This is a genomic window from Sphingomonas sp. SDUR79, assembly GCF_056821745.1.
On sequence record NZ_JBPDIN010000001.1, the window covers coordinates 1,733,542 to 1,759,397 of the forward strand.

Here is a 25,856-nt window from a genome sequence, read left to right on the forward strand (position 1 = left end):
TTACTCCACGATCGCCGCGGCATCAGCCTCGGCGGTCTGCGAACCGCCACGGCCAAGCAGGTCGGCAATCTTCTTGCCGCGACGCTGGGCCACTGCCTTCGGGGAATACTGGTCGCCCAGTGCCTCAAAGGTCGCGCGGATCATGTTGTAGGGGTTGGACGTACCGACCGACTTGGTCACCACGTCGGCAACGCCCAGGCTTTCGAACACGGCGCGCATCGGACCGCCGGCAATGATGCCGGTACCGGCAGGTGCCGAGCGGAGGGTCACCTGGCCAGCGCCGAAATGGCCCTTGCCGTCGTGATGCAGCGTCCGGCCCTCGCGCAGCGGCACGCGGACCATCTTCTTCTTGGCAGCGGCGGTCGCCTTGCTGATGGCTTCCGGCACTTCGCGCGCCTTGCCATGACCGAAACCGACCCGGCCCTTGCCGTCGCCGACAACGACCAGCGCTGCAAAGCCGAAGCGCTTGCCGCCCTTCACGGTCTTGCTGACGCGGTTGATGTGGACCAGCTTTTCGATCAGCTCTTCGCCCTGCTCGTCGCGCGGGGTGCGATCGTCGCGGCGACCACGGCCGTCACGGCTACGACCACCACCGCCACGATTGTCGCCACCACGGCCACCACGGCCACGACGGTTCTCGGTGCCGGCTTCGGCTGCTGCGCCCTCGACGGGCGTCTGGTTCTGTTCGTCAGCCATCTTAGAACTCCAATCCGCCTTCACGCGCGGCATCCGCCAGCGCCTTGACGCGTCCGTGGAACAGGAAACCGCCACGGTCGAACACGACCTGCGTCACGCCGGCCTGCTTGGCGATTTCCGCGATGCGCGCACCGACCGCCTTGGCCGCATCGACGTTGCCGCCGTTCGTGCCACGGACATCCTTGTCCAGCGTCGAGGCGGCGGCCAGGGTCTTGCCCTGGGCGTCGTCGATCACCTGCACATAAATGTGCTTGCCCGAGCGATGCACCGACAGCCGCGGACGGCCGCCCGAACGCGCGCGGAGCGCGGTGCGGTTGCGGCGACGCCGCTTCTCGAAGAGAGAGAGACCCTTGCTCATTACTTCTTCTTCCCTTCCTTGCGGAAGATGAACTCGCCCTCGTACTTGATGCCCTTGCCCTTGTAGGGCTCAGGCTTACGCCAGCGACGAATTTCCGCGGCAAACTGGCCGACGGCCTGCTTGTCGTTGCCCGAGATTTCGACGGTCGTCTGGTCGGGAGTCTTGACCTCCACACCTTCCGGCACGTCGAGATCGACGTCATGCGAATAGCCGAGCTGCAGCTTCAGCTTGCGGCCCTGTGCGTTCGCACGATAACCGACGCCGGTGATCAGCAGCTTCTTGGTGAAGCCCTCGGTCACGCCGGTCACCAGGTTCTGGACCAGCGTACGCTGCATGCCCCAGAACGCCTTGGCGCGCTTGGTGTCGTTGGCGGGCTTAACCGTGATGGTGCCCTCGCCCACCTCGTACGAGATGTCGTCCGACGCAGGCATGGTCAGGGTGCCCTTGGGGCCCTTGACGCTGACGACACCGCCCTCGACGCTGGCGCTGACGCCGGCGGGAACGGGGATCGGCTTTTTACCGGTGCGGCTCATCAGAACACCTCCGCGAGCACTTCGCCACCGACATTCTGCTCGCGCGCTTCGGCGTCCGACAGAACGCCACGCGGCGTCGAAACGATGGTGATGCCCAGGCCGTTGCGCACCTTCGGCAGTTCCTTCGAACCCGAATAGACGCGGCGGCCCGGCTTCGAGACGCGCGCGATCGACTTGATCGCGGGCTGGCCCTCGAAATATTTCAGCTCGATGCGGATGCCGGCTGCGGGGCCCATCTGCTCTTCGCTGTAGCCACGGATATAGCCCTCGCGCTGGAGCACGTCGAGGACACGCGCACGCAGCTTGCTCGCCGGCGTCAGGACAGAGTCCTTGCGGGCGCGCTGGCCGTTGCGGATGCGGGTGAGCATATCACCCAGAGGATCGGTCAATGCCATCTTCGTGATCCTTACCAGCTCGACTTCGTGACACCCGGGATCAGGCCCTTGTTGGCCAGATCACGCAGCATGACACGTGCGAGACGGAACTTGCGGTAGTAACCGCGCGGACGACCGGTCAGCTCGCACCGGTTGCGGATGCGGGTCGGGTTCCCGTTGCGGGGAATCTCGGCCATCTTCAAACGCGCGATCAGACGCTCGGTCTCATCGAGCGACTTGTCGTTCGCAATCGCCTTCAGCTTCGCATAGCGGCCGGCATATTTCTTCACCAGCTGCTTGCGACGCTCGTTCTTGAGCACGGAACTCAGTTTCGCCATGACTTAAGTTCTCTTTCCCTTACGCTGCCTGCTTCGCTTCGCCGTCCGCCTCGATGGGGAACGGGAAACCGAAGAGACGGAGAAGCTCGCGGGCTTCTTCGTCCGTCTTGGCGGTGGTGGTCACGATCACGTCCATGCCGCGCACCTTGTCGATGCGGTCATAGTTGATCTCGGGGAACACGATCTGTTCCTTGATGCCGCAGGCATAGTTGCCACGGCCGTCGAACGACTTGTCGTTCAGGCCGCGGAAATCGCGAACGCGCGGCAGCGCGATGGTGATGAAGCGGTCGAGGAACTCATACATGCGCTCACGACGCAGCGTCACCTTGCAACCGATCGCCATGCCTTCACGCAGCTTGAACTGCGCGATCGACTTCTTGGCCTTGGTCACGACAGGCTTCTGGCCAGCGATCAGCTCCATTTCGGACGCTGCCTGCTCGACCTTCTTCTTGTCCTGGGTCGCTTCGCCGACGCCCATGTTGAGCACGATCTTCGAGATCTTCGGCACTTCCATCGCATTCTTGTAGCCGAACTTCTCGGTCATCGCCTTGGCGATTTCCGCGTCGTACTTCGACTTCATGCGGGGGGTGTAGGTATCAGCCATCAGATGACATCCCCGGTCTTGACCGCAACGCGGACCTTCTTGCCGTCACGCTCTTCGAAGCGTACGCGGGTCGCCTTGCCGTCCTTGGTCACATGCGCAACCTTCGACACGTGCAGCGGAGCCTCGGCGCGCTTCAGGCCACCCTGCGGGTCGCCCTGGCTCGGCTTGGTGTGGCGCACGGCGATGTTCACGCCCGAAACGACGACCTTGTCGGCCTTCGGCATCGACTTGACGACTTCACCGGTCTTGCCCTTGTCCTTGCCGGACAGGACGATGACCTGGTCGCCCTTCTTGATCTTGGCAGCAGCCATCACAGCACCTCAGGGGCGAGCGAAATGATCTTCATGAAGCCCTTCGAGCGAAGCTCGCGGACCACCGGGCCAAAGATACGGGTGCCGATCGGCTCCTCGTTCTTGTTGACCAGGACGGCAGCATTACCGTCGAAGCGGATCACCGAGCCATCGGCGCGGCGGACGTCCTTGGCGGTGCGGACGATGACGGCACGATGCACGTCACCCTTCTTCACCTTGCCGCGGGGCTGTGCTTCCTTGATGCTGACGACGATGACGTCGCCGACGCCGGCGAAGCGACGCTTCGACCCGCCCAGCACCTTGATGCACTGCACCCGCTTCGCGCCGCTGTTATCTGCGACGTCGAGATTGGACTGCATCTGGATCATTGATCCGGTTCCTTCTCTCTTGGCCTACCGGGACACGTCCCGGGGGTTCCAGTTGAACTCTTGAGACCCTGACGGATCTTAAGCGATGTCGGCCCGCTCGGGGGTCGCGTGGGTGTTCACCCGCTCGATCACCTTCCAGGTCTTCAGCTTGCTGATCGGCGCGGTCTCTTCAATCCGCACGGTCTCGCCCGCCTTATACTCGTTCGCCTCGTCATGGGCGTGATACTTCTTCGAGCGCCGGATGATCTTGCCGTAGAGCGGGTGCTTGACCTTGCGCTCCACGTTCACGACCACCGTCTTGTCGCCCTTGTCGGACACGATCTGCCCGGTCAGCACGCGCTTCGGCATGTTCGTTGTCCTCTTACTTCGCAGCCGAGCGCGAACGCTCGTTCTGCAGCGTCTTGATGCGGGCGATGTCCTTGCGGACTTCCTTCACGCGGCTCGGCTTTTCGAGCTGGCTGGTCGCCGCCTGGAAGCGCAGGTTGAATGCCTCGCGCTTCAGGTTGCCCAGCTCGTCGCCCAGCTGATCGTCGCTCTTGGCGCGCAGATCACTTGCCTTGGTCATCTCTTAACCCTCCAGGTGCGACGTGTCGCCGAGGCGGGCCACGACCTTGGTCTTGATCGGCAGCTTCATCGCCGCACGCTCGAACGCTTCTGCAGCGAGCGGGCCGGGAACGCCGTCCAGCTCGAACAGGATGCGGCCAGGCGCAACGCGCGCTGCCCAATACTCAGGGGCACCCTTGCCCGAGCCCATGCGGACTTCGGCAGGCTTGCTCGACACCGGCAGATCCGGGAAAATGCGGATCCACAAACGGCCCTGACGCTTGATGTGGCGCGTGATCGCACGGCGAGCCGCCTCGATCTGACGTGCGGTGATCCGCTCCGGCTCCATCGCCTTCAGGCCGTACGACCCGAAGTTCAGCGTCGCGCCGCCCTTGGTCTCACCCTTGATCCGGCCCTTGAAGGCCTTGCGGAACTTGGTGCGCTTCGGTTGCAACATTGTCTCTAACCCTTAGCGACGGTCATCGCGCGCAGGGCGAACGCCCGACGTCTGCGATTCCATGTTCAGGCGATCGGTCGCCATCGGATCATGGCCCAGGATCTCGCCCTTGAAGATCCAGACCTTGACGCCGCACACGCCATAGGCGGTGTGCGCTTCGGCGGTGGCGTGATCGACATTCGCGCGCAGCGTGTGCAGCGGAACGCGGCCTTCACGATACCATTCCGAACGCGCGATTTCCGCGCCGCCCAGACGGCCACCACAGTTGATCCGGATGCCTTCCGCGCCCAGACGCATCGCCGACTGAACGGCGCGCTTCATGGCGCGACGGAACGCGATGCGGCGCTCCAGCTGATCGGCGATGCCCTGCGCGACGAGCTTTGCATCGACTTCCGGCTTGCGGATTTCGACGATGTTCAGCGACACGTCCGAGCTGGTCATCGACGCGAGCTTCTTGCGAAGCTTTTCGATGTCCGTGCCCTTCTTGCCGATGATCACGCCGGGACGTGCAGCGAAGATGCTGACGCGGCACAGCTTGGCCGGACGCTCGATCACCACCTTGGAGATCGCGGCCTGCGGCAGCGTCTTCATGATGAACTGGCGCATCTTGAGGTCTTCAAGCAGCAGGCGGCCGTAATCGGCGCCTTCTGCGAACCAGCGGCTGTCCCAGGTGCGGTTGATCTGCAGGCGCAGACCGATCGGGTTGCTCTTGTGACCCATTATGCTTCTTCCTGCACTTCGCGCACCACGATGCGCAGACGGCTGAACGGCTTCAGGATGCGCGTCGACTTGCCGCGACCACGGGTGTGGAACCGCTTCATGGTGATCGACTTGCCGACCGACGCCTCGGCGACGACGAGTGCGTCGACGTCGAGATTGTGGTTGTTCTCGGCATTGGCGATGGCCGAAGCCAGCACCTTGCGCGCGTCAACCGCCATCGCCTTCGTGCTGAAGGAGAGGATGTTGAGTGCGTCACCGGCACGCTTGCCGCGGATCAGGCCAGCAACCAGGTTCAGCTTCTGCGCCGAACCACGGATCTGCGTGCCAACCGACAGCGCCTCATTGTCGCCGACGCGACGGGGAGCCTTGGGCTTCGACATGTTAGCGCTTACCCTTCTTGTCGGCCGCGTGGCCCGGGAAGAACCGGGTCGGGGCGAACTCGCCGAGCTTCATGCCGACCATGTCTTCGTTGACCGACACCGGCACGAACTTGCGGCCGTTGTAGACGCTGAAGGTCAGGCCGACGAACTGCGGCAGGATGGTCGAACGACGCGACCAGGTCTTGATCGGACCGCTACGGCCCGAGCTCTCCTGAGCGACTTCCGCCTTCTTCAGGAGGTGGAGGTCCACGAACGGACCCTTCCAAACGGAGCGAGCCATAGGTTAGCCCTTCTTCTTCGCGTGGCGGCTGCGGATGATGAACTTGTCCGTCGCCTTGTTGTGACGGGTGCGCGCACCCTTGGTCGGCTTGCCCCACGGGGTGACCGGATGACGGCCGCCCGAGGTCCGGCCTTCACCACCGCCATGCGGGTGGTCGACCGGGTTCTTGGCAACACCGCGGGTCAGCGGGCGGATGCCCTTCCAGCGGTTGCGGCCAGCCTTGGCGAGGTTGGTGTTGCCATTGTCGGGGTTCGACACGGCGCCAACGGTGCCCATGCAGTCCGCACGGATGTAGCGCTGCTCGCCCGAGTTCAGGCGAACGATCACCATGCCGCGGTCACGACCGACGACCTGCACATAGGTGCCAGCCGAACGTGCGATCTGACCGCCCTTGCCCGGCTTCATCTCCACATTGTGGACGATGGTGCCGACCGGCATCTGACCCAGCTCCATGGCGTTGCCCGGCTTCACGTCGGTCTTCTTGCCCGCGATCACCTTGTCGCCAACGCCAAGGCGCTGGGGAGCGATGATATAGGCATAGTCCGGCGTTTCGGCGGTGCCATAGTTGATCAGCGCGATGAAGGCGGTGCGGTTGGGATCATATTCGATCCGCTCCACGGTCCCTTCGACGTCCCACGTACGACGCTTGAAGTCGATGATGCGGTAACGCTGCTTGTGGCCGCCCGCGATGCCGCGCGAGGTCACATGGCCCTTGTTGTTGCGGCCACCGGTCTTGCGCTTGCCTTCGGTCAGCGCCTTGACGGGGCCGCCCTTGTGCAGACCCGAACGGTCCACCAGGATCAGGCCACGCCGCGCCGGCGAGGTCGGGTTATAATTCTTCAGAGCCATGTCAGTTGACCCCCTGCGTGACGTCGATCGAATCGCCGTCCTTCAGCGTGACGATCGCCTTCTTGATGTCGCTGCGCGTGTAGGGCTTACCCTTCCAGCGCTTCGTCTTGCCCTTCTGGACGATGGTGTTCACCGCGGTGACACCGACGCCGAAGATCGCCTCGACCGCCGCCTTGATCTGCGGCTTGGTCGCATCGTTCGCGACCTTGAAGACGACGGCATTGGCTTCAGAAACCAGCGTCGACTTCTCGGTGATGTGCGGCGCGACGATCACGTCATAATGACGGATGTCGATCTGCTCCTTCTTAGCCATTGAAGCGCGCCTCCAGCTTTTCGACGGCAGCGCGGGTCAGGACCAGCGTGTCGTGCTTCAGGATGTCATAGACGTTGGCACCAACCGCCGGCAGGACGTTGACGTCCGTCAGGTTGCGCGCGGCGAGGAAGCCGTTGCCGGCATCCGCGTCGATCACCAGCGTCTTGCGGCCGACCTTCAGACCAGCGAACTGATCCTTCAGCGCCGACGTCTTGCTCGCCTCGAACCCGTCGAGGACGATCAGCGAACCGGCCTTGGCGTGGCTCGACAGCGCCATCTTCAGACCCAGCGCGCGAACCTTCTTGTTCAGCGAGATGTTGAAGTCGCGCAGACGGGCGCCATGGGCCTTACCACCGCCGATGAAGATCGGAGCAGCGCGATCGCCGTGACGGGCCGTGCCGCCACCCTTCTGGCGACCGAACTTCTTGCCGGTGCGCGAGACTTCCGAACGCTCGCGCGTCGGACGGGCGGTGCCGCGGCGGTTCCACAGCTGCCAGGTGACGACGCGGTGCAGGATGTCGGCGCGCGGCTCAACGCCGAACACGGCATCATTGAGCTCGATGTCGCCCGATTCCTTGGCGTCGAGGGTTTGAACCTTGACCTTCACGTTCAGCCCTCCTGGCCTTCGGTCGCCTCAGGCGCCTCGACCGTATCGGCCGGGGTGTCCGCTGCGGCGGTGTCGTTGCTGTTGGCGGCAGTCTTGATGCCGGCGGGGAACGGCGCGTCGGCGTGACGCGCGACCTTCACCGCATCCTTGACGAACAGCCAGCCACCCTTCGAGCCAGGGACCGAGCCCTTGACGAAGATCAGGCCGCGCTCGACGTCGGTGCCGACGATTTCGAGATTCTGCTGCGTGCGGTTCTTGTCGCCCATGTGGCCGGCCATCTTCTTGTTCTTGAAGACCTTGCCCGGATCCTGGCGGTTACCGGTCGAACCCAGTGCGCGGTGGCTGATCGACACGCCGTGCGTTGCACGCATACCGCCGAAGCCCCAGCGCTTCATGCCGCCCGCAAAGCCCTTGCCCTGCGTACGACCCTGAATGTCGACGAACTGGCCCGCGACATAATGGTCGGCCGAAATCTCGGCGCCCACGTCAAGCAGACCGTCCGCATCCACGCGGAACTCCGCGAGGATTGCCTTGGGCTCCACCTCGGCCTTGCCGAACTGGCCGCGCTGCGGCTTGGCGACGTTCTTCGCCTTGGCGCTGCCCGCGCCCAGCTGCACGGCGGTGTAGCCGTCCTTGTCCATTTCGCGACGGGCGACGACCTGAACGCCTTCGAGGCTCAGGACGGTGACCGGCACGTGGCGGCCGTCGTCCTTGAACAGGCGGGTCATCCCCAGTTTCTTCGCGATCACGCCAGTGCGCATGATCTGTTGCTCCTCAATACAGAGGCACCCCGCGGACCATTCCGAAGGGTGCATGCCTCAGCCCGTAGATATGATGCGAGCCCCCGTCCGGGCTGAATTCCGACCCGAAGGCAGGAAAGACGGGGGACGCAGCCCGGACCGAAGTCCGGCGGTATCCCTATGTCGTTTAGAGCTTTCGCTCCGGGGCGGTTCATCGGATCGGGATCGATCCGGCCAGCCCTGCGCGACTCCAGTGGAATCGCGAATCTCGTTGGGAGAGCGCGGCCTTTAGGCCAGCTTGATCTCCACGTCAACGCCAGCGGCCAGGTCGAGCTTCATCAGCGCGTCAACGGTCTGGGCGGTGGGCTGAACGATGTCGAGCAGGCGCTTGTAGGTGCGTGTCTCGAACTGCTCACGCGACTTCTTGTCGATGTGCGGGCCACGGTTGACCGTGAACTTGTCGATATGGGTCGGGAGCGGGATCGGGCCACGGATCATCGCGCCGGTGCGGCGCGCGGTGTCGGCGATGTCGCTTGCGGCCTGATCGAGCACGCGGTGGTCGAACGCCTTCAGGCGGATGCGGATATTGTTGTCCATGTCCCTACCAATGCGAAAGAGCGGGGCGCGTGAAACACGCCTCTTGCTGGTTCATACGCTAAAACGAAGGCGGGCCACTACAGCGGAAGCGGGGAGTTGGCAAGGGGTGCGGAGGAGAAATTTCGCCCTCCCCCGCCCCCGCTTCGTCACCCCGGTCTTCAAACGGGTGCGCCCTGCCCATCTTCGGCAAGGCGGGCGCCCATCTCTGTAAAATGCTCCTCGTCCGAAAACCCGCCTCCCTCATCGTACAAGAAGAGCGTCACGGGACCGCGCTGGCCCATCGCCCACGCCACCGCCTCACTCACGGAAACCGCCTCCAGGGCGCCATAGAGGACATAGGTCGCCGAATCCTGTTCGGGGGCCTGGTCTGAGTCCTTGCAGCTATTGTCGTGCTCCACCGCCTCGACGATCGCATTGATCGTCTTCCAGCGGTATTTGCGCGTGCGGTTGTCGACGATGTTCCAAATCATCTGCCGACGATATCGCTTCCGGCGCAACCGACAAACAAAAAGCCCGGCCTCCCCTGGGGGAAGCCGGGCTCTTCATTCTCAGCCCCGCAGGGCGTCGATTACTTGTCGATCGAAGCGACGACGCCTGCACCGACGGTGCGGCCGCCTTCGCGGATCGTGAAGCGCTGGCCGATGTCCATTGCGATCGGCGCGATCAGCTTCACGCCCAGCGCGACTTCGTCGCCCGGCATGACCATCTCGGTGCCCTCGGGCAGCTCGATCGTGCCGGTGACGTCGGTGGTGCGGAAGTAGAACTGCGGGCGATAGTTCGCGAAGAACGGCGTGTGACGGCCACCCTCGTCCTTCGACAGGACGTACACCGACGACTGGAAGTCGGTGTGCGGGGTGATCGAACCCGGCTTGGCCAGAACCTGGCCGCGCTCGACTTCGTCACGTGCAACGCCGCGGATCAGCGCACCGATGTTGTCGCCGGCCTGGCCCTGGTCGAGCAGCTTGCGGAACATTTCGACGCCGGTCACGGTGGTCTTGCGGACGGTCGGCTGGATGCCGACGATCTCGACTTCCTCGCCAACCTTCACAACGCCGGTCTCGACGCGGCCGGTCACCACGGTCCCGCGACCCGAGATCGAGAACACGTCTTCGATCGGCATCATGAACGGCTTGTCCAGCGGACGCTCCGGCTGCGGGATCGACTCGTCGACAGCGGCCATGAGCGCGAGGATCGCGTCCTTGCCCAGCGTGTCGTTCGAACCCGACAGGGCGCAGGTTGCCGAACCACGGATGATCGGAATGTTGTCGCCGTCGAACTCGCGCTTGCTGAGCTCTTCACGGATTTCCATTTCGACCAGCTCAAGGATTTCCTCGTCGTCGACCAGGTCGACCTTGTTGAGGAAGACGACCATGGTCGGAACGCCGACCTGCTTGGCGAGCAGGATGTGCTCCTTGGTCTGCGGCATCGGGCCGTCGGTGGCCGACACGACCAGGATCGCGCCGTCCATCTGCGCCGCGCCGGTGATCATGTTCTTCACATAGTCGGCGTGGCCGGGGCAGTCGACGTGCGCGTAGTGGCGCGTTTCGGTCTCATACTCGACGTGCGCGGTCGAGATGGTGATGCCGCGCTCGCGCTCTTCCGGAGCCTTGTCGATGTTGGCGAAATCGACCGCAGCGTTACCTGCGACGTTCTCTGCCAGAATCTTCGTGATCGCGGCGGTCAGCGAGGTCTTGCCGTGATCGACGTGACCGATGGTGCCGATGTTGAGGTGCGGTTTGGTCCGCTCAAATTTTGCCTTCGCCATTATTTCCTACCTTCTGAGTCAATTTCCCGGACCGCCATGGGACTCACGAGAACGCGGCCCCATAGCGATCAATTTCGTTGAACGCCAGCCTTAGGCCAGCTTCGCCTTCACTTCCTCGGCCACGTTCGGCGGCACTTCGTCGTAATGCGAGAACTGCATGCTGTACTGCGCGCGTCCCTGCGTGAACGAGCGGAGCTGGTTCACATAGCCGAACATGTTGGCCAGCGGGACCATCGCGTCGACAGTCTGCGCATTGCCACGGCTGTCGGTGCCCTGGATCTGGCCACGACGGCTGTTGATGTCGCCGATGACGTCACCAAGATAGTCCTCGGGGGTCACGACCTCAACCTTCATCACCGGCTCGAGCAGCGTGATGCCCGACTTCTGCGCCGCTTCGCGCATCGCGGCGCGGGCACAGATTTCGAACGCCAGCGCCGACGAGTCGACGTCGTGATACGCGCCGTCATACAGCAGCACTTCGAAGTCGATGATCGGGAAGCCGACCAGCGAACCGGTCAGTGCGGTCTCGCGGAAGCCCTTTTCGATCGCCGGGATATATTCCTTCGGAATGTTACCGCCCTTGATCTCGTCCTTGAAGACGAAGCCCGAACCGCGCTCACCCGGGGTCAGCTTGACCTTGACGCGGCCGAACTGGCCGGTGCCGCCCGACTGCTTCTTGTGGGTATAGTCGATGTCGACCGGCTTCTTGAGATATTCGCGATACGCCACCTGCGGCGCGCCGACATTCGCCTCGACCTTGAACTCGCGCTTCATGCGGTCGACCAGGATCTCGAGATGGAGCTCGCCCATGCCCTTGATGATGGTCTGGCCCGATTCATGGTCGGTCGAAACGCGGAACGAGGGATCCTCGGCAGCCAGGCGGTTGAGCGCGAGGCCCATCTTTTCCTGGTCGGCCTTGGTCTTCGGCTCCACCGACAGCTCGATCACCGGCTCGGGGAATTCCATCCGCTCGAGGATGATCGGGTTGGCCGCGTCGCACAGCGTGTCGCCGGTCGTCGTTTCCTTCAGACCCGCGATCGCGACGATGTCGCCCGCACGCGCCTCATCAATGTCCTCACGCGAGTTCGCATGCATGAGGAGCATACGGCCGATCTTTTCCTTCTTGTCCTTCACCGAGTTCAGGTACGAACCCTTGCTCAGCGTGCCCGAATAGATGCGGGTGAAGGTCAGCGAGCCGACGAACGGGTCGTTCATAATCTTGAACGCCAGGCCCGAGAACGGCGCATTGTCATCCGCCGGACGCGAATCCGGGGTCTCGCCGTCGAGCTTCACGCCCTGAACGTCGGGAATGTCGAGCGGCGAGGGCAGGTAATCGACCACTGCGTCGAGCAGCGGCTGAACGCCCTTGTTCTTGAACGCAGAGCCGCACAGGATCGGCACGAATGCCATGTCCAGCGTGCCCTTGCGGATCAGCTTCTTGAGCGTCGCGACGTCGGGCTCATTGCCCTCCAGATAGGCTTCCATCGCCTCGTCGTCCTGCTCGACCGCCATTTCGATCAGCTCGCTGCGATATTTGGCGGCCTTTTCCTTCAGGTCATCCGGGATGTCCTGATATTCGAACTTGGCGCCCAGCGACTCTTCGAGCCAGACGATCGCACGGTTGTTGACCAGATCGACCAGGCCCTTGAAGCCGCCTTCCATGCCGATCGGCAGATACAGGACCGCCGGACGCGCGCCGAGGCGATCGACGATCGTGTCGACGCAGAAGTAGAAATCGGCGCCGGTGCGGTCGAGCTTGTTGACGAAGCACATCCGCGGAACCTTGTACTTGTCCGCCTGACGCCACACGGTTTCCGACTGCGGCTCAACGCCGGCAACGCCGTCAAAGCACGCAACCGCGCCGTCGAGCACCCGCAGCGAACGCTCGACCTCAATGGTGAAGTCGACGTGGCCCGGCGTGTCGATGATGTTGATCAGATGCTCGGGGCCATTGCCGTCCTCGGCCTTCCACTTGCAGGTGGTCGCCGCCGACGTGATCGTGATCCCGCGCTCCTGCTCCTGCTCCATCCAGTCCATCGTCGCGGTGCCTTCATGCACTTCGCCGATCTTGTAGGACTTGCCGGTGTAATAGAGGATGCGCTCAGTCGTCGTCGTCTTGCCGGCGTCGATGTGCGCCATGATGCCGATGTTGCGATAGCGATCGAGCGGATGGCTGCGGGCCATGATCGTGGTTCCTTAAGGGTATGGGGAGCCGCCAGAAGCGACTCCCCGGGATATAGGTAAGAATGTTACCGGAAAAAGACCGGCAACGCCGTCTTTACCAGCGGTAGTGGCTGAACGCGCGGTTCGCTTCCGCCATGCGGTGCGTATCTTCGCGCTTCTTCACCGCGTTGCCGCGATTGTTCGAAGCGTCCAGCAGCTCACCCGACAGGCGTGCCGACATCGTGTTTTCGCTGCGGTTGCGCGCAGACGTGATCAGCCAGCGGATCGCCAGCGCCTGAGCGCGCTCGGGGCGCACCTCGACGGGGACCTGATAGGTCGCACCGCCGACACGGCGGCTGCGCACTTCGATGCCCGGCTTGATGTTGTTCAGCGCTTCGTGAAAGACGCCGATCGGGTCCTTCTTCGCCCGCTGCTCGACAACCTGAAGCGCCGAATAGACGATGCCTTCAGCGACGGCCTTCTTGCCGTCCAGCATCACGCTGTTCATGAACTTCGACAGAACCTGATCCCCGTACACGGGATCGGGCAGGATTTCCCGCTTTTCGGGACGACGACGACGAGCCATCTTGAATTTCCTTCTAAAACTTCAGCCGGTTCCGGAACCTGTCCGGGGCTTACTTTGGCTTACTTCGGACGCTTCGCGCCGTACTTCGAACGGCTCTGCTTGCGATCCTTGACACCCTGGGTATCGAGAACGCCGCGCAGGACGTGATAGCGGACGCCGGGAAGATCGCGAACGCGACCGCCGCGGATCAGGACCACCGAGTGCTCCTGAAGATTGTGGCCCTCACCCGGGATGTACGAAATCACTTCGCGCTGGTTGGTCAGGCGAACCTTGGCCACCTTGCGCAATGCCGAGTTCGGCTTCTTCGGGGTCGTGGTATAGACACGGGTGCAAACGCCACGCTTCTGCGGGTTCTGCTCCATCGCAGGGACCTTCGACTTGGTCTTCTGCAAAACGCGGCCCTTGCGGACCAGCTGGTTAATCGTCGGCATGAAGCCCTTCACCTTCCAATGGTTACTTTGCTGGAGCCGTGTGACCGGAAAATACGAAAGGACCCTGGCGGCCTTAGCGCGGCCTCCGGGCCCTGGCGTCTCCAACAACGTTCAGCTCAATAAAGCTCGCGGGACGGAATCCCTGCGAGCGCGCGGCCTATATACGCGTGCCCCCCACCGGTCAACGGGGTGTTTCGGCGCTGGCGGGCGGCCGTTCGGGGATACGCCACATATATACGGTCGAGCCGCCCGCCTTCCGCTTCGCCTCCGGCTTCCAGTCGCCCATGTCGAACGCGTGGCTGACGACGCGGGTGCCGGGCTTCAGCTGCGCGAACAATTGCGGACGCAGGCGCAGATTCACTTCGGGCAGCAGATACATGGTGACCACATCGGCGGAGCTGAGGTCGGTCTTGAACAGATCCGCCGCCTCGAATCGCACGCGGTCCGCAACGCCGGCATCTTCGGCCGCATCGCGCGCCTTGCGGATCAGCACCGGATCGAGATCGACGCCCAGCCCCTGCGCACCGCGCTCTTTGGCCGCCGCGATCAGGATACGCCCGTCGCCAGTACCAAGGTCGATCACCGTGTCGCCGGCCTTCACCTCCCCCATCTCGAGCATCAGCGCCACCACCTCGCGCCGCGTGCTCTTGTAGGGCACGTCCAGCTTGGGCCCGCCAAAGATGGTGGATGCCGAACAGCTGACCATCGTCGGCAGCATGCACCGTCCGCCCAAAGCGATCAGTCCCAGCGCCACCACCGCGAGGAGCAGCGCAAGCAGGCGAAGACGGGCGGCGGAGGACAGGGAACGGAGCATCGGCGTGCGGTTTCTGCAACGGCGACAGCATCTTGTCCACCGGCCATGCACGCGCGGGCTTAACCCGATCTTCAACGCATCGCCCTATTCGCGATGCCATGTCGTCTGCCGCCATGCGTCCGGGATTGCCGGCCCCCTCCCCGCTGCTCGTCGCGCTGGTCGCGGCGGTGCAGGCCTGGGCACTGTGGCCGCTCTTCACCCCGGACATGACGGCCTATCTGATCCCGTGGCTGGAGACGATCCGCGCCAATGGCGTCGCCGACGCCTTTGCGCGCCCCTTCTCCAATTACATGCCGAGCTATCTCTATCTGCTCGCGCTGGTCAGCCCGCTTGCCAACTGGCTCGATCCGATGAGCGTGATCAAACTGCTCTCGGTCGCCGGGACAGTCGCGCTGGCCCTCGCGATGCACCGCCTGCTCGGCGCGCTCGGTGTGGCGCAGCGGGCGCACTGGGCCGCGTTGGTCGTCGCCCTCCCCTCGGTCGCCTTCAATGCGCTGCTGATGGGCCAGTGCGACGCCATCTATGTCGCCGCGTGTCTGATGGCGGTCGCCATGGCGGTTGAGCGGCGGCACATCGCGATGTTCGCCTGGTGCGGAGTCGCGGTCGCGTTCAAGGCGCAGGCGGTGCTGGTCGCCCCCTTCTTCCTCGCCATCGCGATCCAGCGGCGGGTGCCGCTGCTCGAGTGGCTCGCCGCTCCCGCCGCGCTGCTCGCTTTGATGGCCCCTGCCCTGCTCGCCGGCTGGCCGCCCGCCGACCTCGCCACGATCTATTTCCGGCAGGCGGGCACGTTCAGCAACGACATCGCGCGCAATGCGCCGAATATCTGGTCGCTCGCCGGCATGATCGCGCCGGACTTTGCCCCCCGCCTGTTCGGCCTCGCGCTCGCCGCAGCGCTCGGTGCAAGCGCGTGGTTCGTCGCCAAGATGCAGATCGTCCGCTTCGACGCCGCCGGGCTGGTTGGCATGGCTGCACTCGCCGCGCTGCTCACCGCCGGGCTGCTCCCGCGCATGCATGAGCGCTATTTCCTGCTCGCCGACATGCTGATTCTGGCGTTCGCCATCGCGCGCGGTACCCGCTCCGCCTTCGCTCTCGCCGCGTTGGTCCAGATCGGATCGTTCGCCGCGATCACCGGCTATCTCGGGCTCGGCGCACCGATGGTGGCGCTGGGCGCCGCCTGCATGATCGCGGCAACCTGGATCGCCGCGAGACCGCTCGCGGTCCCGAATGCAAACGATAATCCCCCAACGGGACGAAATCCGGGACCAGCCGTGCTGCGAGGCGGGTTTCGCTATGGTATTGAACAGCGACTCAATTTCCGGGGAAGTGGGGAGTAACCATGTTTAATAACAGCCGTTCGCGCGATGACCGTCCTGCCATGCCGCCTGCACCGCCGGCGCAGAGCAATGGCGCGTCGAAGCGCGGCATGTTTTCGGTTATCGGGCCGGACATCGTCATCACCGGAAGCATCAAGGCCAGCAGCGAGCTGCACATCGAGGGCCGGGTCGAGGGCGATGTCGATTGCGGCACGCTCGCGCAGGGCGCCGACAGCCAGATTTTCGGCAGTGTCACCGCCGAAAGCGCGCGTCTGGCCGGTGCGATCGAAGGTACGGTCCGCGCCAAGCTGCTGACGGTCGAGCGTACCGCGCGCATCACCGGCGATGTCGAATATGAAAATATCACGATCGAAAATGGCGGTCATATCGATGGGCGGCTCAAGCATCTGAGCGCGATCACCGCCGCACCGGTCCGTGCCGAACCGGTGCAGCCGGGCGCATCCGCACCGGTCACGGTCGCGTCGGTCATGGGATCGAACTGACACAGGCGTTTCGGCGCGGGCAGTGATCCGCGTCCAACATTTCAGGGCGCGTTCCTTGCGGAGCGCGCCCTTGTTGCATGCGGTCGCGATTCGCTGCGACAGCTGCATCCGTAATGGCGCTCACTCTCCAGCGCCCGAACGCGGGCCGGGCTAAGCTCGACCATCGCCGACTCCGGCGATCGGTCCCAGCGTATCGGCCACAGCACTGCCCCGATCCGGCCCGCCCTGGCGCGTCCGGGTTGCGGGCGGACGTTCAGGAGAGAGCAGCGTGACGATCTATGCGATTCAGAACCAATGGGGCGGCGACAGCGCGCCCTGGCACGATGGCGGTTTGCTCAGCATCGGCAACCGCGCCGACCAGAACCCGATCGCGCTGGCGATCAGCTCGGGCGATGGCGGGCGCAGCTTCACCGGATCGATGACCTATGAGGGCGAAGGGCCGATCGGCGTCCGCGCGACGCTGGTCACCACCAATTGCTATCAGGTCGAAAACCAGTGGGGCGGCGATGACGCACCATGGCACGACGCCGGTCTGTTCCTGCTCGGCGCGCGCAACGGCCAGAATGCCGTCGCGTTCGACCTCACGTCCAGCGACGGGGGCCAGACTCTCGGCGGCTCGATGACCTATGCCGGGGAAGGCCCGATCGGCGTCAAGGGCGCGATGTCCGATGGCACGGCGTTCGACGCGACCAACCAATGGGGCGGCAACAGCGCACCATGGCATCAGGGCGGGCTGTGGATCCTTGGCTGTCGCCCGGCCCAGCCGGTGGCCGCGATCGACGTGACCAGCCCCGATAATGGCAAGACCCTGATCGGAACCATGACCTATTCTGGCGAAGGCCCGATCGGGTTCAAAGGCACGCAGACCATGGCGAACACCTATAGCGTGCTCAACCAATGGGGCGGTGACAGCGCCCCCTGGCATCCGGGCGGCACCTGGGTGATCGGGTGCCGCGGCACGCAGGGCGTCGTGGCGGTCAACGTCACCGGCACCGGCGCGGCGCTGGAGGGCAGCATGACCTATTCCGGCGAGGGCCCGATCGGCCTCAACCTGGTCCCCGCTACCGCCACTGCCGACGCGCTCGCCCCCGCCTGAGCGCACCATCGCCGGGTCCACGGTTCCTCCCGCCGTGGACCCGGCCTTTTTGTCGCTCAGTCCGTGACGCGTTCGCCGCCCTTGATCACATCAGTGACCCTGGTCAGCACATCGACGTCCTTCAACGGATCGCCCTCGACCGCGATCAGGTCGCCATAGCGGCCCACTTCGATCGCACCGACATCCTTGGTCCGGCCAAGTGCCTCGGCGGCATTGAGCGTCGCGGCGCGGATCGCCTCGATCGGGGTCATGCCGTACTGAACCATGATGCGGAACTGACCCGCAGCGGTTCCATGCGGCATCACGCCCGCATCGCTGCCGAACACCATCTTGACGCCCGCTGCATGCGCCTTGCGGAAATTGTCGCGCTGGATCTGGGCGATCTCACGATCCTTGCGGAGGTTATCCTCCAGCACGCCGTTCTTCTTGCCCTCCGCCTGGGTGTAATCGGTGTTGTAGATATCCATCGAGAACCACACCGGCTGCTTGCGCGCCGCCGCCAGCTTGATCCCTTCGTCATCGACCAGGCTGGCATGCTCGATCGTGTCGATGCCGGCGCGGATCGCCGCCTTGATCCCCGCCGCGCCATGCGCGTGCGCCGCGACCTTCAGGCCCCACTGATGCGCCTCATCCGCGATGGCGCGCATCTCGTCCTCCGACAGCTGCTGCTGTCCCGGTTCGGTGTTGCGCGAAAAGACCCCGCCGGTCGCGCAGATCTTGATCACCTCCGCGCCATATTTGCGCTGCTCGCGCACGATCCGGCGCAGCTCCTGCGCTCCGTCCCCGACCGCGACGCCCTTTTGCTTGAACGAGGGGGGCAAATAAGTGCTGTCGCAATGCCCGCCCGTTGCGCCCAGCGAATGGGCCGCCGGCACGATGCGCGGCCCGGCGATCAGCCCTTCGGCAATCGCCTGCTTGTAGCCCACGTCAGCATAATTTTCGGACCCGACATTGCGGATCGTCGTAAAGCCCGCGCGCAACATCGCCCGCGCATTCGCTGTCCCCTGGATCGCCCAGAAGCTGTCGGTGAACTGCAGGCCGGTATAGCCCCCATAAACGGGATTGCTGTCGAGATGGACATGCATGTCGATCAGCCCGGGCAGCACCGTCTTGCCGCTCAGATTGATATGCCGAACGTCGCTGCCCCAGCGCACGACACGCGCGTCGGCGATGCTGGTGATGCGCCCATCGGTGATGAAGATCGCGGGATGCTCGACCACCTTGCCGCTGACCACGTCGATCATCCGGTCGGCGGTAAGCACCACGGTTTCGGCATGTGCCGGCGTCACAGCCATCGCTGTTACCGCCAGAGCCCAGCACCCACGCGTCATTCTCGTCTCCTTCAAACAGCTCACGCTGCGCCGGTGCTCATCCCCTGCGCGATCGAACGCAATCTGCGCGCTCGCCGGGTTGATCGCAAAGGCGATCATATCACGATCGGCACCAGCTGACGCGACCAAGCGTTACGCCATACGCCGCACGTCCGCTATTTGTGATACGCCGTGACCTGCTGCGACTGCCCCAGGACGCGAACCGTACCCGTGCAGACGACGGTCTCTCCGGCCCTAGGTTGCGCGCCGCCGGGACGGAGCACCAATGTCGGAGCTCCGGATTTGTCGCTGTCGAACGTTCCGACGGTCGACCCCTCATGATTGCCCAGATCGACCAGGGCACCCCAAAGGATCTCGTATCCGTCAAGTTGCGTAGTGAGTTCGGCGAGCGAATAGCTCCCCATGAATTTACCGTTCCGGATCATGGCAGCGTGAGCCTTGATTTGAGCCTAAGTTGCGATTCCAGCCCCTCCGCCGCTGTCTTGGAACAATAGGAGGTGCCAATCTTGGTCAAGATGGCTTGCTTTTGCGCATCGAAATTGCCTCCCTTCTCGGTCGCGGTGATATCGCTCACAGTGTCAAGCACTGGCTTGTCGGTCTGCGCGTCCAACGCGTTGAGCGCCGTCGCAATCTTGGTCCACACGGGCAGCGCGCCCGCCTCTACGGTGCAGGTTTCGATCAGATTTTCATATTCCCGGACCGCTTCCGCCTTTTCTGCGGACGCATCTGTCGTCGCCGCGCCGAGCGCCTCCGCGATTGCATCGTTGAGACTTCCGGTACGTTCATAATTGTCGAGATCGCTCATCGCAGCCCAGAGCGGGTACTCATGGATCGACTTCAGCGTCGCCTTTTCGAGGATCGCTGTCTTCGCCTTGAGGCGTTTAGCGTCCATTTTCATGAGCAAAGCCGGCAGGGACTGCTGAAAATAGACTTCGCGAAATAGCGCCGCGCGGGTTCCGGTGAGTCCTGCAGCGCCGGCCGACAGGATATTCGCCGCGCTCCCGCTTACCAGCGATCCGACGCCGGTGAGCGCCATCACACCCATGTCGAGACCGAAACTGGAGCCCCGCATCTCGCGCGAGAGCGCGCGCTTGTAGTCCTCGAACCGCGCATCATGCGCGCGCAAGTGAAGTTGAATGAAGTTGTTTCGAAACAGCTTCTTCTTGTCGTCCGTATTCAGCTCGTCGAGTTTTGAGTACGCCGCGGCCGCAGAATATGAACCCGTTGAAATGTCATGGATTTTGGTGGAGGTGGGGATACTGGGCTCTATAGCACCATCAAATGACGCACAGCCTCCCAGCACCCCGACCACAAAAATCAGCAATGGCCTTGCGACGAACAGCCGAACATTCATCATGAACCGCCCCCCCGATCCTATAAGGGGCTGTTAGCAAAGAATAACGGAAATTAATACTGCCGATTTATCGAAGAGCTTCTTGCCTCGACGAAATGTGTCGCGGGCCGACGGCGCCTCGTCATGCTTGAGTCTAGATGTGGATCACCCGCCCGTAAGCCGCAAGCACGCTTTCATGCATGGACTCGCTGATCGTCGGGTGCGGGAACACCGTTTCCATCAGCTCCGCCTCGGTCGTCTCCAGCGTCTTGCCGATGGTATAGCCCTGGATCATCTCGGTCACTTCCGCGCCGATCATGTGCGCGCCGAGCAGTTCGCCGGTTTTGGCGTCGAACACCGTCTTCACAAACCCGTCCGGCTCGCCCAGCGCGATCGCCTTGCCGTTGCCGATGAAGGGGAAATTGCCGACCTTGACCTCGTAACCCGCTTCCTTCGCCTTCGCCTCGGTCAGGCCGACGCTGGCGATCTGCGGGTGGCAATAGGTGCAGCCGGGGATGTTGCGCGGGTCCATCGCGTGCGGATGCTTGCCCGCAATCGCCTCGGCCGCGATCACGCCCTCATGGCTCGCCTTGTGCGCCAGCCACGGCGGCGCGGTGATGTCGCCGATCGCCCACAGCCCTTCGACATTGGTGCGGCACGCGCCGTCGGTCTTGAGGAAGCCGCGATCGTCCACCTCAACGCCCAGTTCCTTGAGGCCGATGTCCGCCGTGTTCGGCACGATGCCGATCGCAACGATGACATGGCTGAATTCGCCATCGACCGCCTTGCCGTCCTTGTCGGTGATCGTCGCCTTCACGCCGCTCTTGTCTGCGGCGATCTTGTCGATCTTGGCGCTGGTCATGATGGTCATGCCCTGCTTCTTGAGCGCCTTCTCCAGATGCGCGGAGATGTCCTTGTCCTCGACCGGCACGATGCGGTCGAGCATCTCGACCACCGTCACGTCCGCACCCATGTCGTTATAGAAGCTGGCGAATTCGATCCCGATCGCGCCCGATCCGATCACCAGCAGCTTCTTCGGCATTTCCTTCGGCGTCATCGCGTGGCGATAGGTCCACACCCGCTCACCATCGGCGGGCAGGTTCGGCAGGTCGCGCGCGCGCGCGCCGGTGGCGAGGATGATGTTCTTGGCGGCCAGCTCGGTCACCTTGCCGTCCGCGCCGGTGACGCTGAGCTTGCCCTTACCGGTCAGCTTGCCGGTGCCCATGTGCACAGCGATCTTGTTCTTCTTCATCAGGTGCGTGACGCCCTGATTGAGCTGCTTGGCCACCCCGCGCGAGCGCTTGACCACCGCATCCAGGTCGGCACTGATCTTTTCGGCGGCCAGACCATAGTCCTTGGCATGCTGCATGAAGTGGAAAATCTCCGCCGAGCGCAGCAGCGCTTTGGTCGGGATGCACCCCCAGTTGAGGCAGATGCCGCCGAGCAGTTCGCGCTCGACGATCGCGGTCTTGAGACCGAGCTGGCTCGCGCGGATCGCGGCGACATAGCCGCCGGGTCCGGAGCCGAGCACGATCACGTCATAGGATTCAGCCATGGTTTTGCCCCTGGGGAAGAGAGGGTTGAAAGGAAATGGGGTCGCGCGGACTAACCGTCCACCGGCCGCGGCTTGCGGTCCTCGCCGACCGCGACAAAGGTGAAGTTCGCCTGCGTCACCAGCTCGCGCTCCTCACCGTGGCGACAGCGGCGCCAGGCTTCGACCTCGATCAGCATCGAGCTGCGCCCGATCTTCACGATCTGGGCATAGACCGAGACTTCATCACCGACCGCGACGGGTGCGTGGAATTGCATCGAGTCCATCGCGACCGTGACCGCGCGGCCCTTGGCCCGGCGCGCGGCGACGAGGCCGGCGGCAAGGTCCATCTGGCTCACCAGCCAGCCGCCAAAAATATCGCCATAGGCATTGGCGTCTGCCGGCATAGTGCTGACGCGGATCGAAGGTTCGATCGCGGGGGGCTCCCGGTCAGGCATCGTCGCCGCCCTCCCCGCCCTGCGGGTTGCGCTGCAGCCACATTGCGCGGCGCATCGGCCCCACGCCCATCACGACGATGCACAGGATCGCGACCCCCGTGACCAGCCACACATCCCCCTGCGCGAGCGGATAGGCCCAACTCGCCAGCGCCCCGATCAGCAGCGCAACCGCGATTCCCGCGGCAATGTGCAATGCTTCGATCAGGACACGCATGACGGGGCGCTCAGGCCAGCAGGCCCATGGGCGATTCAATCAGCGCCTTGAGCACCTTCATCAGCTCGGCGCCATCGGCCCCGTCCACCGCGCGGTGGTCGAAGCTGCCGGTCGCCGACATCACCGTCGCCACGCCCAGCGCGTCGTCGACGATGTACGGACGCTTCTCGCCCGCGCCGACCGCCAGGATCATCGCCTGGGGCGGGTTGATGACGGCGTCGAACTGCTTGATCCCGAACATGCCCATGTTCGAGATGCTGGCGGTGCCGCCCTGATATTCGTGCGGCTGGAGCTTGCCCTCCTTCGCCCGGTCGGCCAGCTCCTTCATCTGGTTCGAGATCGACGCGAGGCCGATATTCGCCGCGTCACGGATGATCGGAGTGATCAGACCGGTCGGCGTGGACACCGCGACCGAGATGTCGGCGCGGCTGTATTTGACCAGCTTGTCGCCCGCATAGGTCACGTTGCACTTGGGCACTTGGCTTAGCGCGACCGCGAGCGCCTTGATCAGCATGTCGTTGACCGACAGCTTCACCCCGCGCCCTTCGAGGCTCTTGTTGAGCTGGCCGCGCAGCTTGAGCAGCGCGTCGAGCTGAATGTCGACGGTCAGATAGATGTGCGGGATCGTCTGCTTCGCCTCGGTCAGGCGGCGCGCGATCGTCTTGCGGATATTGCTGAGCTTTTCGACCTCGTGCGGGATGCTCTCGTCATACCACACCGATGCCGGGGCAGCGGCCGGTGCCGATGCGGTCGGCGCAGCAGCGGCGGCAGGCGCTTCGGCCGCCTTGGGCGCGGGCGCAGCACCGGGCTTCGCTTCTGCGACGTCGGCCTTGACGATGCGGCCGTTCGGGCCGGAGCCCGCGACGCCAGACAGGTCCACGCCCTTTTCCGCGGCGATGCGGCGCGCCAGCGGGCTCGCCTTGACGCGCTCGCCGTCAGCCTTGGGGGCGACAGTAGGCGCAGGTGCAGGCGCAGCGGCAGGCGCCGGAGCAGCCTCAGCCTTGGGCGCTTCCGCCTTGGGCGCCTCAGCCTTTGGTGCAGACACCGACGCGGCATCCTCGCCCTCGCCCGCCAGCACGGCGATGACGGTGCCGACCTTCACCCCGTCAGTGCCCTCGGCAATGACGATCTTGGCGATCACGCCTTCGTCGACCGCCTCGAACTCCATCGTCGCCTTGTCGGTTTCGATCTCGGCCATCAGGTCGCCGGCCTTGACCGTGTCGCCTTCCTTGACCAGCCATTTGGCGAGCGTGCCCTCCTCCATCGTCGGAGACAAAGCGGGCATCTTGATTTCGATCGACATGGGTGGGGAGGATCCTGTCGTGATGTGAGGTGGTTGTCGCGCCCTCCTTGCGCGATGAACGGCTTGGGTCAACCCCGCCCCTTGCGCTCGAGGCCGCGACGCGTCACCACCTGTCACCTACGGAGGGGGGAAGTAGTTTCATGCGCACCTATCTGGTCGTGATTGACGAAAGCCCCGAGGCGCAGATCGCGCTCCGCTTCGCCGCACGCCGTGCGGTCAAGACCGGCGGCGGGGTCGAGATTTTGGCGCTGATTCCCAAGCCTGACTTCGTCCAGTGGGGCGGCGTCATGGCGACGATCGAGGAAGAGGGGCGACAACGCGCCGAAGCTTTGGTCGCGGGCGCGGCCGGCACGCTGATCCAGGAATCGGGGCTCAAACCGACCATCACCGTGGTCGAAGGCGACGGCCCCAAAGTCATTCGCGACATGATCGAAGCGAATCCAGAGATCGCCGCGCTCGTCCTCGGCGCTGCGGTCGGCGGCAAACCCGGCCCGATCGTCACCCATTTCACCAGCGGCGACATGGCGGTTCTGCCGGTGCCATTGATGATCATCCCGGGAAGCCTCGACCGCGAGGCGATCGACCGGCTAAGCTAAGGCCCTATGCGAACCCTCCTTCTCCCCGCGCTGCTGATCGCAGCCCCCGCCGCCGCCCAGCAAAAGCCCGTCGAAGCGCCCAGCGCCGAGCGGCTCAAGGCCGATGTCGAAAAGCTGGTGAGCTTCGGCACGCGCCACACCCTCTCCTCCCCCGACGATCCGGTGCGCGGCATCGGCGCGGCGCGGAAATGGGGCGCGGAGGAGCTCGACCGGATCGGCGCGGCGTGCGGCGATTGCATCAAGGTCGCGCGGATCGGCCGCACCTTCACCGGCCCGCGCGCGCCGAACGGGGTCGAGGTCGTCAACGTGCTCGGCTTCCAGCAGGGCGAAGACCCCAAGCGCGTCGTGATCGTCCAGGGCCATATCGATTCGCGCGTCAGCGACGTGATGGACTTCACCAGCGACGCCCCCGGCGCGAATGACGACGCCTCCGGCACCGCATTGGTGATCGAGGCGGCACGCATCCTCTCCAAGCACAAGCTCAAGGCGACAATCGTCTATGCGCTGCTGTCGGGTGAGGAACAGGGGTTGTGGGGCGGCACGTTGCTCGCCGAAACCGCGAAGGAGCGCGGCTGGGAAGTCATCGCCGTCCTCAACAACGACATTGTCGGCAACACCGTCGGCCAGAACGGCGTCCGCGTCGCCGATCGCGTCCGCGTCTTTTCCGAAGGCATCCGCGCGTCGGAGGACCTGCCCGGCCAGATCGGCCGGCGCGGCGATGGCGGCGAGGATGATGGCCCCAGCCGCGCGCTCGCCAAGGCGATCGACAAGGTCGCGGATGGGATGCGCGAGTCGGACAAGGACGCACTCGACGTGTTCGTCGTCCGCCGCCCCGACCGCTTCGGGCGCGGCGGCGATCACGAACCCTTCCTGCGTCTCGGCTACCCCGCCGTCCGCTTCTCGGTCGCGGCCGAGAATTACGACCAGCAGCATCAGGACCTGCGGACCGAAAAGGGCCGGGTCTTTGGCGACACGGTCGACAAGATGGACTTCCCCTACCTGGCGAAGGTCACCGCGCTCAACATCGCCACGATCCGCCGTCTCGCCAATGCGCCGTCGGCCCCATCGGGCGTCGTGCTCGACGGCGCAGTGAGCGCGGATACCAAGGTGCGCTGGAACGCTGTCCCCGGCGCGCGCGGCTACAAGGTCTATTGGCGCCGCAACGACACGCAGAACTGGAGCGAGGTGCGCGGCGTCGCCGGGCGGACCGAGACAGTGCTGAAGGACGTGGTGGTCGACGATCACTTCATCGGCGTGTCGTCGGTCGCCGCGGATGGCAGCGAGAGCATCGTGACGTTCGGCACCCGCCCGCCACGGAACTGACCCAAAGCATCGCCCCGGCCTGCGCCGG

General features: G+C 64.3%; 37 protein-coding genes. 5 read left to right on the top strand and 32 right to left on the bottom strand.

What is annotated here, in order from left to right:
- The 25 genes from rpsE to ACRYLO_RS08550 form a co-directional block, all read right to left on the bottom strand.
- On the bottom strand, positions 1–696 hold the full coding sequence (rpsE, locus tag ACRYLO_RS08430; protein WP_482659747.1) for a 30S ribosomal protein S5: 696 nt from the start codon (positions 694–696) through the stop codon (positions 1–3).
- A gap of 1 nt (position 697) precedes the next feature.
- Complete coding sequence (rplR, locus tag ACRYLO_RS08435) at positions 698–1,054, bottom strand: 50S ribosomal protein L18 (RefSeq protein ID WP_294019489.1); 357 nt, start codon at positions 1,052–1,054, stop codon at positions 698–700.
- Positions 1,054–1,587 carry a 50S ribosomal protein L6 gene (gene rplF / locus ACRYLO_RS08440; protein WP_482659748.1) on the bottom strand — a complete coding sequence of 178 codons (534 nt, stop codon included), beginning with the start codon at positions 1,585–1,587 and terminating at the stop codon, positions 1,054–1,056. The genes rplR and rplF overlap by 1 nt, the downstream gene beginning before the upstream one ends.
- Positions 1,587–1,982, bottom strand: coding sequence for a 30S ribosomal protein S8 (gene rpsH / locus ACRYLO_RS08445; RefSeq protein WP_066664429.1), 396 nt, complete (start codon positions 1,980–1,982; stop codon positions 1,587–1,589). The genes rplF and rpsH overlap by 1 nt, the downstream gene beginning before the upstream one ends.
- Before the next feature lie 11 nt (positions 1,983–1,993).
- A complete protein-coding gene (gene rpsN / locus ACRYLO_RS08450; protein ID WP_224920549.1) occupies positions 1,994–2,299 on the bottom strand; it encodes a 30S ribosomal protein S14 in 306 nt (101 codons plus the stop codon).
- Positions 2,300–2,318: 19 nt separating this feature from the next.
- The gene (rplE, locus tag ACRYLO_RS08455; protein ID WP_224920548.1) at positions 2,319–2,903 is read right to left on the bottom strand and encodes a 50S ribosomal protein L5; all 585 of its coding nucleotides are present in this window, start codon (positions 2,901–2,903) and stop codon (positions 2,319–2,321) included.
- Positions 2,903–3,214 carry a 50S ribosomal protein L24 gene (gene rplX, locus ACRYLO_RS08460; protein ID WP_294019494.1) on the bottom strand — a complete coding sequence of 104 codons (312 nt, stop codon included), beginning with the start codon at positions 3,212–3,214 and terminating at the stop codon, positions 2,903–2,905. Before rplX ends, rplE begins: the two co-directional genes overlap by 1 nt.
- Complete coding sequence (gene rplN, locus ACRYLO_RS08465; RefSeq protein ID WP_066574426.1) at positions 3,214–3,582, bottom strand: 50S ribosomal protein L14; 369 nt, start codon at positions 3,580–3,582, stop codon at positions 3,214–3,216. Before rplN ends, rplX begins: the two co-directional genes overlap by 1 nt.
- A 78-nt stretch (positions 3,583–3,660) precedes the next feature.
- A complete protein-coding gene (gene rpsQ, locus ACRYLO_RS08470; protein ID WP_066574429.1) occupies positions 3,661–3,930 on the bottom strand; it encodes a 30S ribosomal protein S17 in 270 nt (89 codons plus the stop codon).
- A gap of 13 nt (positions 3,931–3,943) precedes the next feature.
- Positions 3,944–4,147 carry a 50S ribosomal protein L29 gene (rpmC, locus tag ACRYLO_RS08475; protein WP_482659749.1) on the bottom strand — a complete coding sequence of 68 codons (204 nt, stop codon included), beginning with the start codon at positions 4,145–4,147 and terminating at the stop codon, positions 3,944–3,946.
- Between the two features lie 3 nt (positions 4,148–4,150).
- Positions 4,151–4,582 (bottom strand): 50S ribosomal protein L16, encoded by a 432-nt coding sequence (gene rplP, locus ACRYLO_RS08480; protein ID WP_224920545.1) that lies wholly within the window; start codon positions 4,580–4,582, stop codon positions 4,151–4,153.
- A gap of 12 nt (positions 4,583–4,594) precedes the next feature.
- Positions 4,595–5,302, bottom strand: coding sequence for a 30S ribosomal protein S3 (rpsC, locus tag ACRYLO_RS08485; RefSeq protein ID WP_224920544.1), 708 nt, complete (start codon positions 5,300–5,302; stop codon positions 4,595–4,597).
- A complete protein-coding gene (rplV, locus tag ACRYLO_RS08490) occupies positions 5,302–5,682 on the bottom strand; it encodes a 50S ribosomal protein L22 (protein WP_294019501.1) in 381 nt (126 codons plus the stop codon). The genes rpsC and rplV overlap by 1 nt, the downstream gene beginning before the upstream one ends.
- Position 5,683: 1 nt before the next feature.
- Entirely contained in the window at positions 5,684–5,962 is a 279-nt protein-coding gene (gene rpsS / locus ACRYLO_RS08495) for a 30S ribosomal protein S19 (protein ID WP_224920542.1), read from the bottom strand.
- Between the two features lie 3 nt (positions 5,963–5,965).
- A complete protein-coding gene (rplB, locus tag ACRYLO_RS08500; protein WP_482659750.1) occupies positions 5,966–6,811 on the bottom strand; it encodes a 50S ribosomal protein L2 in 846 nt (281 codons plus the stop codon).
- Between the two features lies 1 nt (position 6,812).
- Positions 6,813–7,124 carry a 50S ribosomal protein L23 gene (locus ACRYLO_RS08505; RefSeq protein ID WP_294019504.1) on the bottom strand — a complete coding sequence of 104 codons (312 nt, stop codon included), beginning with the start codon at positions 7,122–7,124 and terminating at the stop codon, positions 6,813–6,815.
- The gene (gene rplD / locus ACRYLO_RS08510) at positions 7,117–7,731 is read right to left on the bottom strand and encodes a 50S ribosomal protein L4 (protein ID WP_482659751.1); all 615 of its coding nucleotides are present in this window, start codon (positions 7,729–7,731) and stop codon (positions 7,117–7,119) included. Before rplD ends, ACRYLO_RS08505 begins: the two co-directional genes overlap by 8 nt.
- Before the next feature lie 2 nt (positions 7,732–7,733).
- Positions 7,734–8,492, bottom strand: a complete 759-nt coding sequence (gene rplC, locus ACRYLO_RS08515; protein ID WP_300494706.1) for a 50S ribosomal protein L3 — start codon at positions 8,490–8,492, stop codon at positions 7,734–7,736.
- A 267-nt stretch (positions 8,493–8,759) separates the two neighbouring features.
- Positions 8,760–9,068, bottom strand: a complete 309-nt coding sequence (gene rpsJ / locus ACRYLO_RS08520; protein ID WP_066664400.1) for a 30S ribosomal protein S10 — start codon at positions 9,066–9,068, stop codon at positions 8,760–8,762.
- 158 nt (positions 9,069–9,226) lie between these two features.
- The gene (locus ACRYLO_RS08525; protein WP_482659752.1) at positions 9,227–9,538 is read right to left on the bottom strand and encodes a hypothetical protein; all 312 of its coding nucleotides are present in this window, start codon (positions 9,536–9,538) and stop codon (positions 9,227–9,229) included.
- Between the two features lie 98 nt (positions 9,539–9,636).
- Entirely contained in the window at positions 9,637–10,833 is a 1,197-nt protein-coding gene (gene tuf, locus ACRYLO_RS08530) for an elongation factor Tu (RefSeq protein WP_482659753.1), read from the bottom strand.
- A 90-nt stretch (positions 10,834–10,923) separates the two neighbouring features.
- A complete protein-coding gene (fusA, locus tag ACRYLO_RS08535) occupies positions 10,924–13,017 on the bottom strand; it encodes an elongation factor G (protein ID WP_482659754.1) in 2,094 nt (697 codons plus the stop codon).
- 94 nt (positions 13,018–13,111) lie between these two features.
- A complete protein-coding gene (rpsG, locus tag ACRYLO_RS08540; protein WP_224920535.1) occupies positions 13,112–13,582 on the bottom strand; it encodes a 30S ribosomal protein S7 in 471 nt (156 codons plus the stop codon).
- A gap of 59 nt (positions 13,583–13,641) precedes the next feature.
- Complete coding sequence (rpsL, locus tag ACRYLO_RS08545) at positions 13,642–14,013, bottom strand: 30S ribosomal protein S12 (protein ID WP_129523976.1); 372 nt, start codon at positions 14,011–14,013, stop codon at positions 13,642–13,644.
- 181 nt (positions 14,014–14,194) lie between these two features.
- Positions 14,195–14,827, bottom strand: coding sequence for an SAM-dependent methyltransferase (locus tag ACRYLO_RS08550; RefSeq protein WP_482659755.1), 633 nt, complete (start codon positions 14,825–14,827; stop codon positions 14,195–14,197).
- Positions 14,828–14,925: 98 nt separating this feature from the next.
- Between ACRYLO_RS08550 and ACRYLO_RS08555 the strand changes: the two genes are divergently transcribed.
- The 3 genes from ACRYLO_RS08555 to ACRYLO_RS08565 all read left to right on the top strand — a co-directional run bounded on the left by ACRYLO_RS08555 (position 14,926) and on the right by ACRYLO_RS08565 (position 17,739).
- Positions 14,926–16,161 carry an MptA/MptB family glycosyltransferase gene (locus tag ACRYLO_RS08555; protein WP_482659756.1) on the top strand — a complete coding sequence of 412 codons (1,236 nt, stop codon included), beginning with the start codon at positions 14,926–14,928 and terminating at the stop codon, positions 16,159–16,161.
- Between the two features lie 41 nt (positions 16,162–16,202).
- Complete coding sequence (locus ACRYLO_RS08560) at positions 16,203–16,643, top strand: bactofilin family protein (protein ID WP_482659757.1); 441 nt, start codon at positions 16,203–16,205, stop codon at positions 16,641–16,643.
- A 268-nt stretch (positions 16,644–16,911) separates the two neighbouring features.
- Positions 16,912–17,739 carry a lectin OAA family protein gene (locus ACRYLO_RS08565; RefSeq protein ID WP_482659758.1) on the top strand — a complete coding sequence of 276 codons (828 nt, stop codon included), beginning with the start codon at positions 16,912–16,914 and terminating at the stop codon, positions 17,737–17,739.
- Between the two features lie 56 nt (positions 17,740–17,795).
- Here the strand turns inward: ACRYLO_RS08565 and ACRYLO_RS08570 are convergent, their stop codons facing one another.
- From ACRYLO_RS08570 to ACRYLO_RS08600, 7 genes are all read right to left on the bottom strand, one after another.
- Positions 17,796–19,034 carry a Xaa-Pro dipeptidase gene (locus ACRYLO_RS08570; RefSeq protein WP_482659759.1) on the bottom strand — a complete coding sequence of 413 codons (1,239 nt, stop codon included), beginning with the start codon at positions 19,032–19,034 and terminating at the stop codon, positions 17,796–17,798.
- Positions 19,035–19,225: 191 nt separating this feature from the next.
- Positions 19,226–19,495, bottom strand: coding sequence for a hypothetical protein (locus tag ACRYLO_RS08575; protein ID WP_482659760.1), 270 nt, complete (start codon positions 19,493–19,495; stop codon positions 19,226–19,228).
- Positions 19,492–20,424 carry a hypothetical protein gene (locus ACRYLO_RS08580; RefSeq protein ID WP_482659761.1) on the bottom strand — a complete coding sequence of 311 codons (933 nt, stop codon included), beginning with the start codon at positions 20,422–20,424 and terminating at the stop codon, positions 19,492–19,494. The genes ACRYLO_RS08575 and ACRYLO_RS08580 overlap by 4 nt, the downstream gene beginning before the upstream one ends.
- Positions 20,425–20,557: 133 nt before the next feature.
- Complete coding sequence (gene lpdA, locus ACRYLO_RS08585; protein ID WP_482659762.1) at positions 20,558–21,958, bottom strand: dihydrolipoyl dehydrogenase; 1,401 nt, start codon at positions 21,956–21,958, stop codon at positions 20,558–20,560.
- A 50-nt stretch (positions 21,959–22,008) separates the two neighbouring features.
- Positions 22,009–22,392, bottom strand: coding sequence for an acyl-CoA thioesterase (locus tag ACRYLO_RS08590; protein ID WP_482659763.1), 384 nt, complete (start codon positions 22,390–22,392; stop codon positions 22,009–22,011).
- On the bottom strand, positions 22,385–22,606 hold the full coding sequence (locus ACRYLO_RS08595; protein WP_482659764.1) for a hypothetical protein: 222 nt from the start codon (positions 22,604–22,606) through the stop codon (positions 22,385–22,387). Before ACRYLO_RS08595 ends, ACRYLO_RS08590 begins: the two co-directional genes overlap by 8 nt.
- A 10-nt stretch (positions 22,607–22,616) precedes the next feature.
- The gene (locus ACRYLO_RS08600) at positions 22,617–23,909 is read right to left on the bottom strand and encodes a pyruvate dehydrogenase complex dihydrolipoamide acetyltransferase (RefSeq protein WP_482659765.1); all 1,293 of its coding nucleotides are present in this window, start codon (positions 23,907–23,909) and stop codon (positions 22,617–22,619) included.
- Positions 23,910–24,049: 140 nt separating this feature from the next.
- On the opposite strand from ACRYLO_RS08600, the gene ACRYLO_RS08605 reads away from it, so the two are divergent.
- Together ACRYLO_RS08605 and ACRYLO_RS08610 are read left to right on the top strand one after the other, a co-directional pair.
- Positions 24,050–24,505: a universal stress protein gene (locus tag ACRYLO_RS08605; protein WP_482659766.1), complete on the top strand. Its 456-nt coding sequence runs from the start codon at positions 24,050–24,052 to the stop codon at positions 24,503–24,505.
- Positions 24,506–24,511: 6 nt separating this feature from the next.
- The gene (locus ACRYLO_RS08610) at positions 24,512–25,828 is read left to right on the top strand and encodes a M28 family peptidase (protein ID WP_482659767.1); all 1,317 of its coding nucleotides are present in this window, start codon (positions 24,512–24,514) and stop codon (positions 25,826–25,828) included.
- Positions 25,829–25,856 lie beyond the last annotated feature (28 nt).

Coding starts and splice junctions, on each gene's coding strand:
- rpsE (WP_482659747.1), bottom strand. CDS start 696: ATGGCTGACGAACAGAACCAGACGCCCGTCGAGGGCGCAGCAGCCGAA.
- rplR (WP_294019489.1), bottom strand. CDS start 1,054: ATGAGCAAGGGTCTCTCTCTCTTCGAGAAGCGGCGTCGCCGCAACCGC.
- rplF (WP_482659748.1), bottom strand. CDS start 1,587: ATGAGCCGCACCGGTAAAAAGCCGATCCCCGTTCCCGCCGGCGTCAGC.
- rpsH (WP_066664429.1), bottom strand. CDS start 1,982: ATGGCATTGACCGATCCTCTGGGTGATATGCTCACCCGCATCCGCAAC.
- rpsN (WP_224920549.1), bottom strand. CDS start 2,299: ATGGCGAAACTGAGTTCCGTGCTCAAGAACGAGCGTCGCAAGCAGCTG.
- rplE (WP_224920548.1), bottom strand. CDS start 2,903: ATGGCTGATACCTACACCCCCCGCATGAAGTCGAAGTACGACGCGGAA.
- rplX (WP_294019494.1), bottom strand. CDS start 3,214: ATGGCTGCTGCCAAGATCAAGAAGGGCGACCAGGTCATCGTCCTGTCC.
- rplN (WP_066574426.1), bottom strand. CDS start 3,582: ATGATCCAGATGCAGTCCAATCTCGACGTCGCAGATAACAGCGGCGCG.
- rpsQ (WP_066574429.1), bottom strand. CDS start 3,930: ATGCCGAAGCGCGTGCTGACCGGGCAGATCGTGTCCGACAAGGGCGAC.
- rpmC (WP_482659749.1), bottom strand. CDS start 4,147: ATGACCAAGGCAAGTGATCTGCGCGCCAAGAGCGACGATCAGCTGGGC.
- rplP (WP_224920545.1), bottom strand. CDS start 4,582: ATGTTGCAACCGAAGCGCACCAAGTTCCGCAAGGCCTTCAAGGGCCGG.
- rpsC (WP_224920544.1), bottom strand. CDS start 5,302: ATGGGTCACAAGAGCAACCCGATCGGTCTGCGCCTGCAGATCAACCGC.
- rplV (WP_294019501.1), bottom strand. CDS start 5,682: ATGTCGAAGCCCAAGGCTCCCCGTCGCGTCGGCGACAATGAGGCGCTG.
- rpsS (WP_224920542.1), bottom strand. CDS start 5,962: ATGGCTCGCTCCGTTTGGAAGGGTCCGTTCGTGGACCTCCACCTCCTG.
- rplB (WP_482659750.1), bottom strand. CDS start 6,811: ATGGCTCTGAAGAATTATAACCCGACCTCGCCGGCGCGGCGTGGCCTG.
- ACRYLO_RS08505 (WP_294019504.1), bottom strand. CDS start 7,124: ATGGCTAAGAAGGAGCAGATCGACATCCGTCATTATGACGTGATCGTC.
- rplC (WP_300494706.1), bottom strand. CDS start 8,492: ATGCGCACTGGCGTGATCGCGAAGAAACTGGGGATGACCCGCCTGTTC.
- rpsJ (WP_066664400.1), bottom strand. CDS start 9,068: ATGGACAACAATATCCGCATCCGCCTGAAGGCGTTCGACCACCGCGTG.
- ACRYLO_RS08525 (WP_482659752.1), bottom strand. CDS start 9,538: ATGATTTGGAACATCGTCGACAACCGCACGCGCAAATACCGCTGGAAG.
- tuf (WP_482659753.1), bottom strand. CDS start 10,833: ATGGCGAAGGCAAAATTTGAGCGGACCAAACCGCACCTCAACATCGGC.
- fusA (WP_482659754.1), bottom strand. CDS start 13,017: ATGGCCCGCAGCCATCCGCTCGATCGCTATCGCAACATCGGCATCATG.
- rpsG (WP_224920535.1), bottom strand. CDS start 13,582: ATGGCTCGTCGTCGTCGTCCCGAAAAGCGGGAAATCCTGCCCGATCCC.
- rpsL (WP_129523976.1), bottom strand. CDS start 14,013: ATGCCGACGATTAACCAGCTGGTCCGCAAGGGCCGCGTTTTGCAGAAG.
- ACRYLO_RS08550 (WP_482659755.1), bottom strand. CDS start 14,827: ATGCTCCGTTCCCTGTCCTCCGCCGCCCGTCTTCGCCTGCTTGCGCTG.
- ACRYLO_RS08555 (WP_482659756.1), top strand. CDS start 14,926: ATGTCGTCTGCCGCCATGCGTCCGGGATTGCCGGCCCCCTCCCCGCTG.
- ACRYLO_RS08560 (WP_482659757.1), top strand. CDS start 16,203: ATGCCGCCTGCACCGCCGGCGCAGAGCAATGGCGCGTCGAAGCGCGGC.
- ACRYLO_RS08570 (WP_482659759.1), bottom strand. CDS start 19,034: ATGGCTGTGACGCCGGCACATGCCGAAACCGTGGTGCTTACCGCCGAC.
- ACRYLO_RS08575 (WP_482659760.1), bottom strand. CDS start 19,495: ATGATCCGGAACGGTAAATTCATGGGGAGCTATTCGCTCGCCGAACTC.
- ACRYLO_RS08580 (WP_482659761.1), bottom strand. CDS start 20,424: ATGAATGTTCGGCTGTTCGTCGCAAGGCCATTGCTGATTTTTGTGGTC.
- lpdA (WP_482659762.1), bottom strand. CDS start 21,958: ATGGCTGAATCCTATGACGTGATCGTGCTCGGCTCCGGACCCGGCGGC.
- ACRYLO_RS08590 (WP_482659763.1), bottom strand. CDS start 22,392: ATGCCTGACCGGGAGCCCCCCGCGATCGAACCTTCGATCCGCGTCAGC.
- ACRYLO_RS08595 (WP_482659764.1), bottom strand. CDS start 22,606: ATGCGTGTCCTGATCGAAGCATTGCACATTGCCGCGGGAATCGCGGTT.
- ACRYLO_RS08600 (WP_482659765.1), bottom strand. CDS start 23,909: ATGTCGATCGAAATCAAGATGCCCGCTTTGTCTCCGACGATGGAGGAG.
- ACRYLO_RS08605 (WP_482659766.1), top strand. CDS start 24,050: ATGCGCACCTATCTGGTCGTGATTGACGAAAGCCCCGAGGCGCAGATC.
- ACRYLO_RS08610 (WP_482659767.1), top strand. CDS start 24,512: ATGCGAACCCTCCTTCTCCCCGCGCTGCTGATCGCAGCCCCCGCCGCC.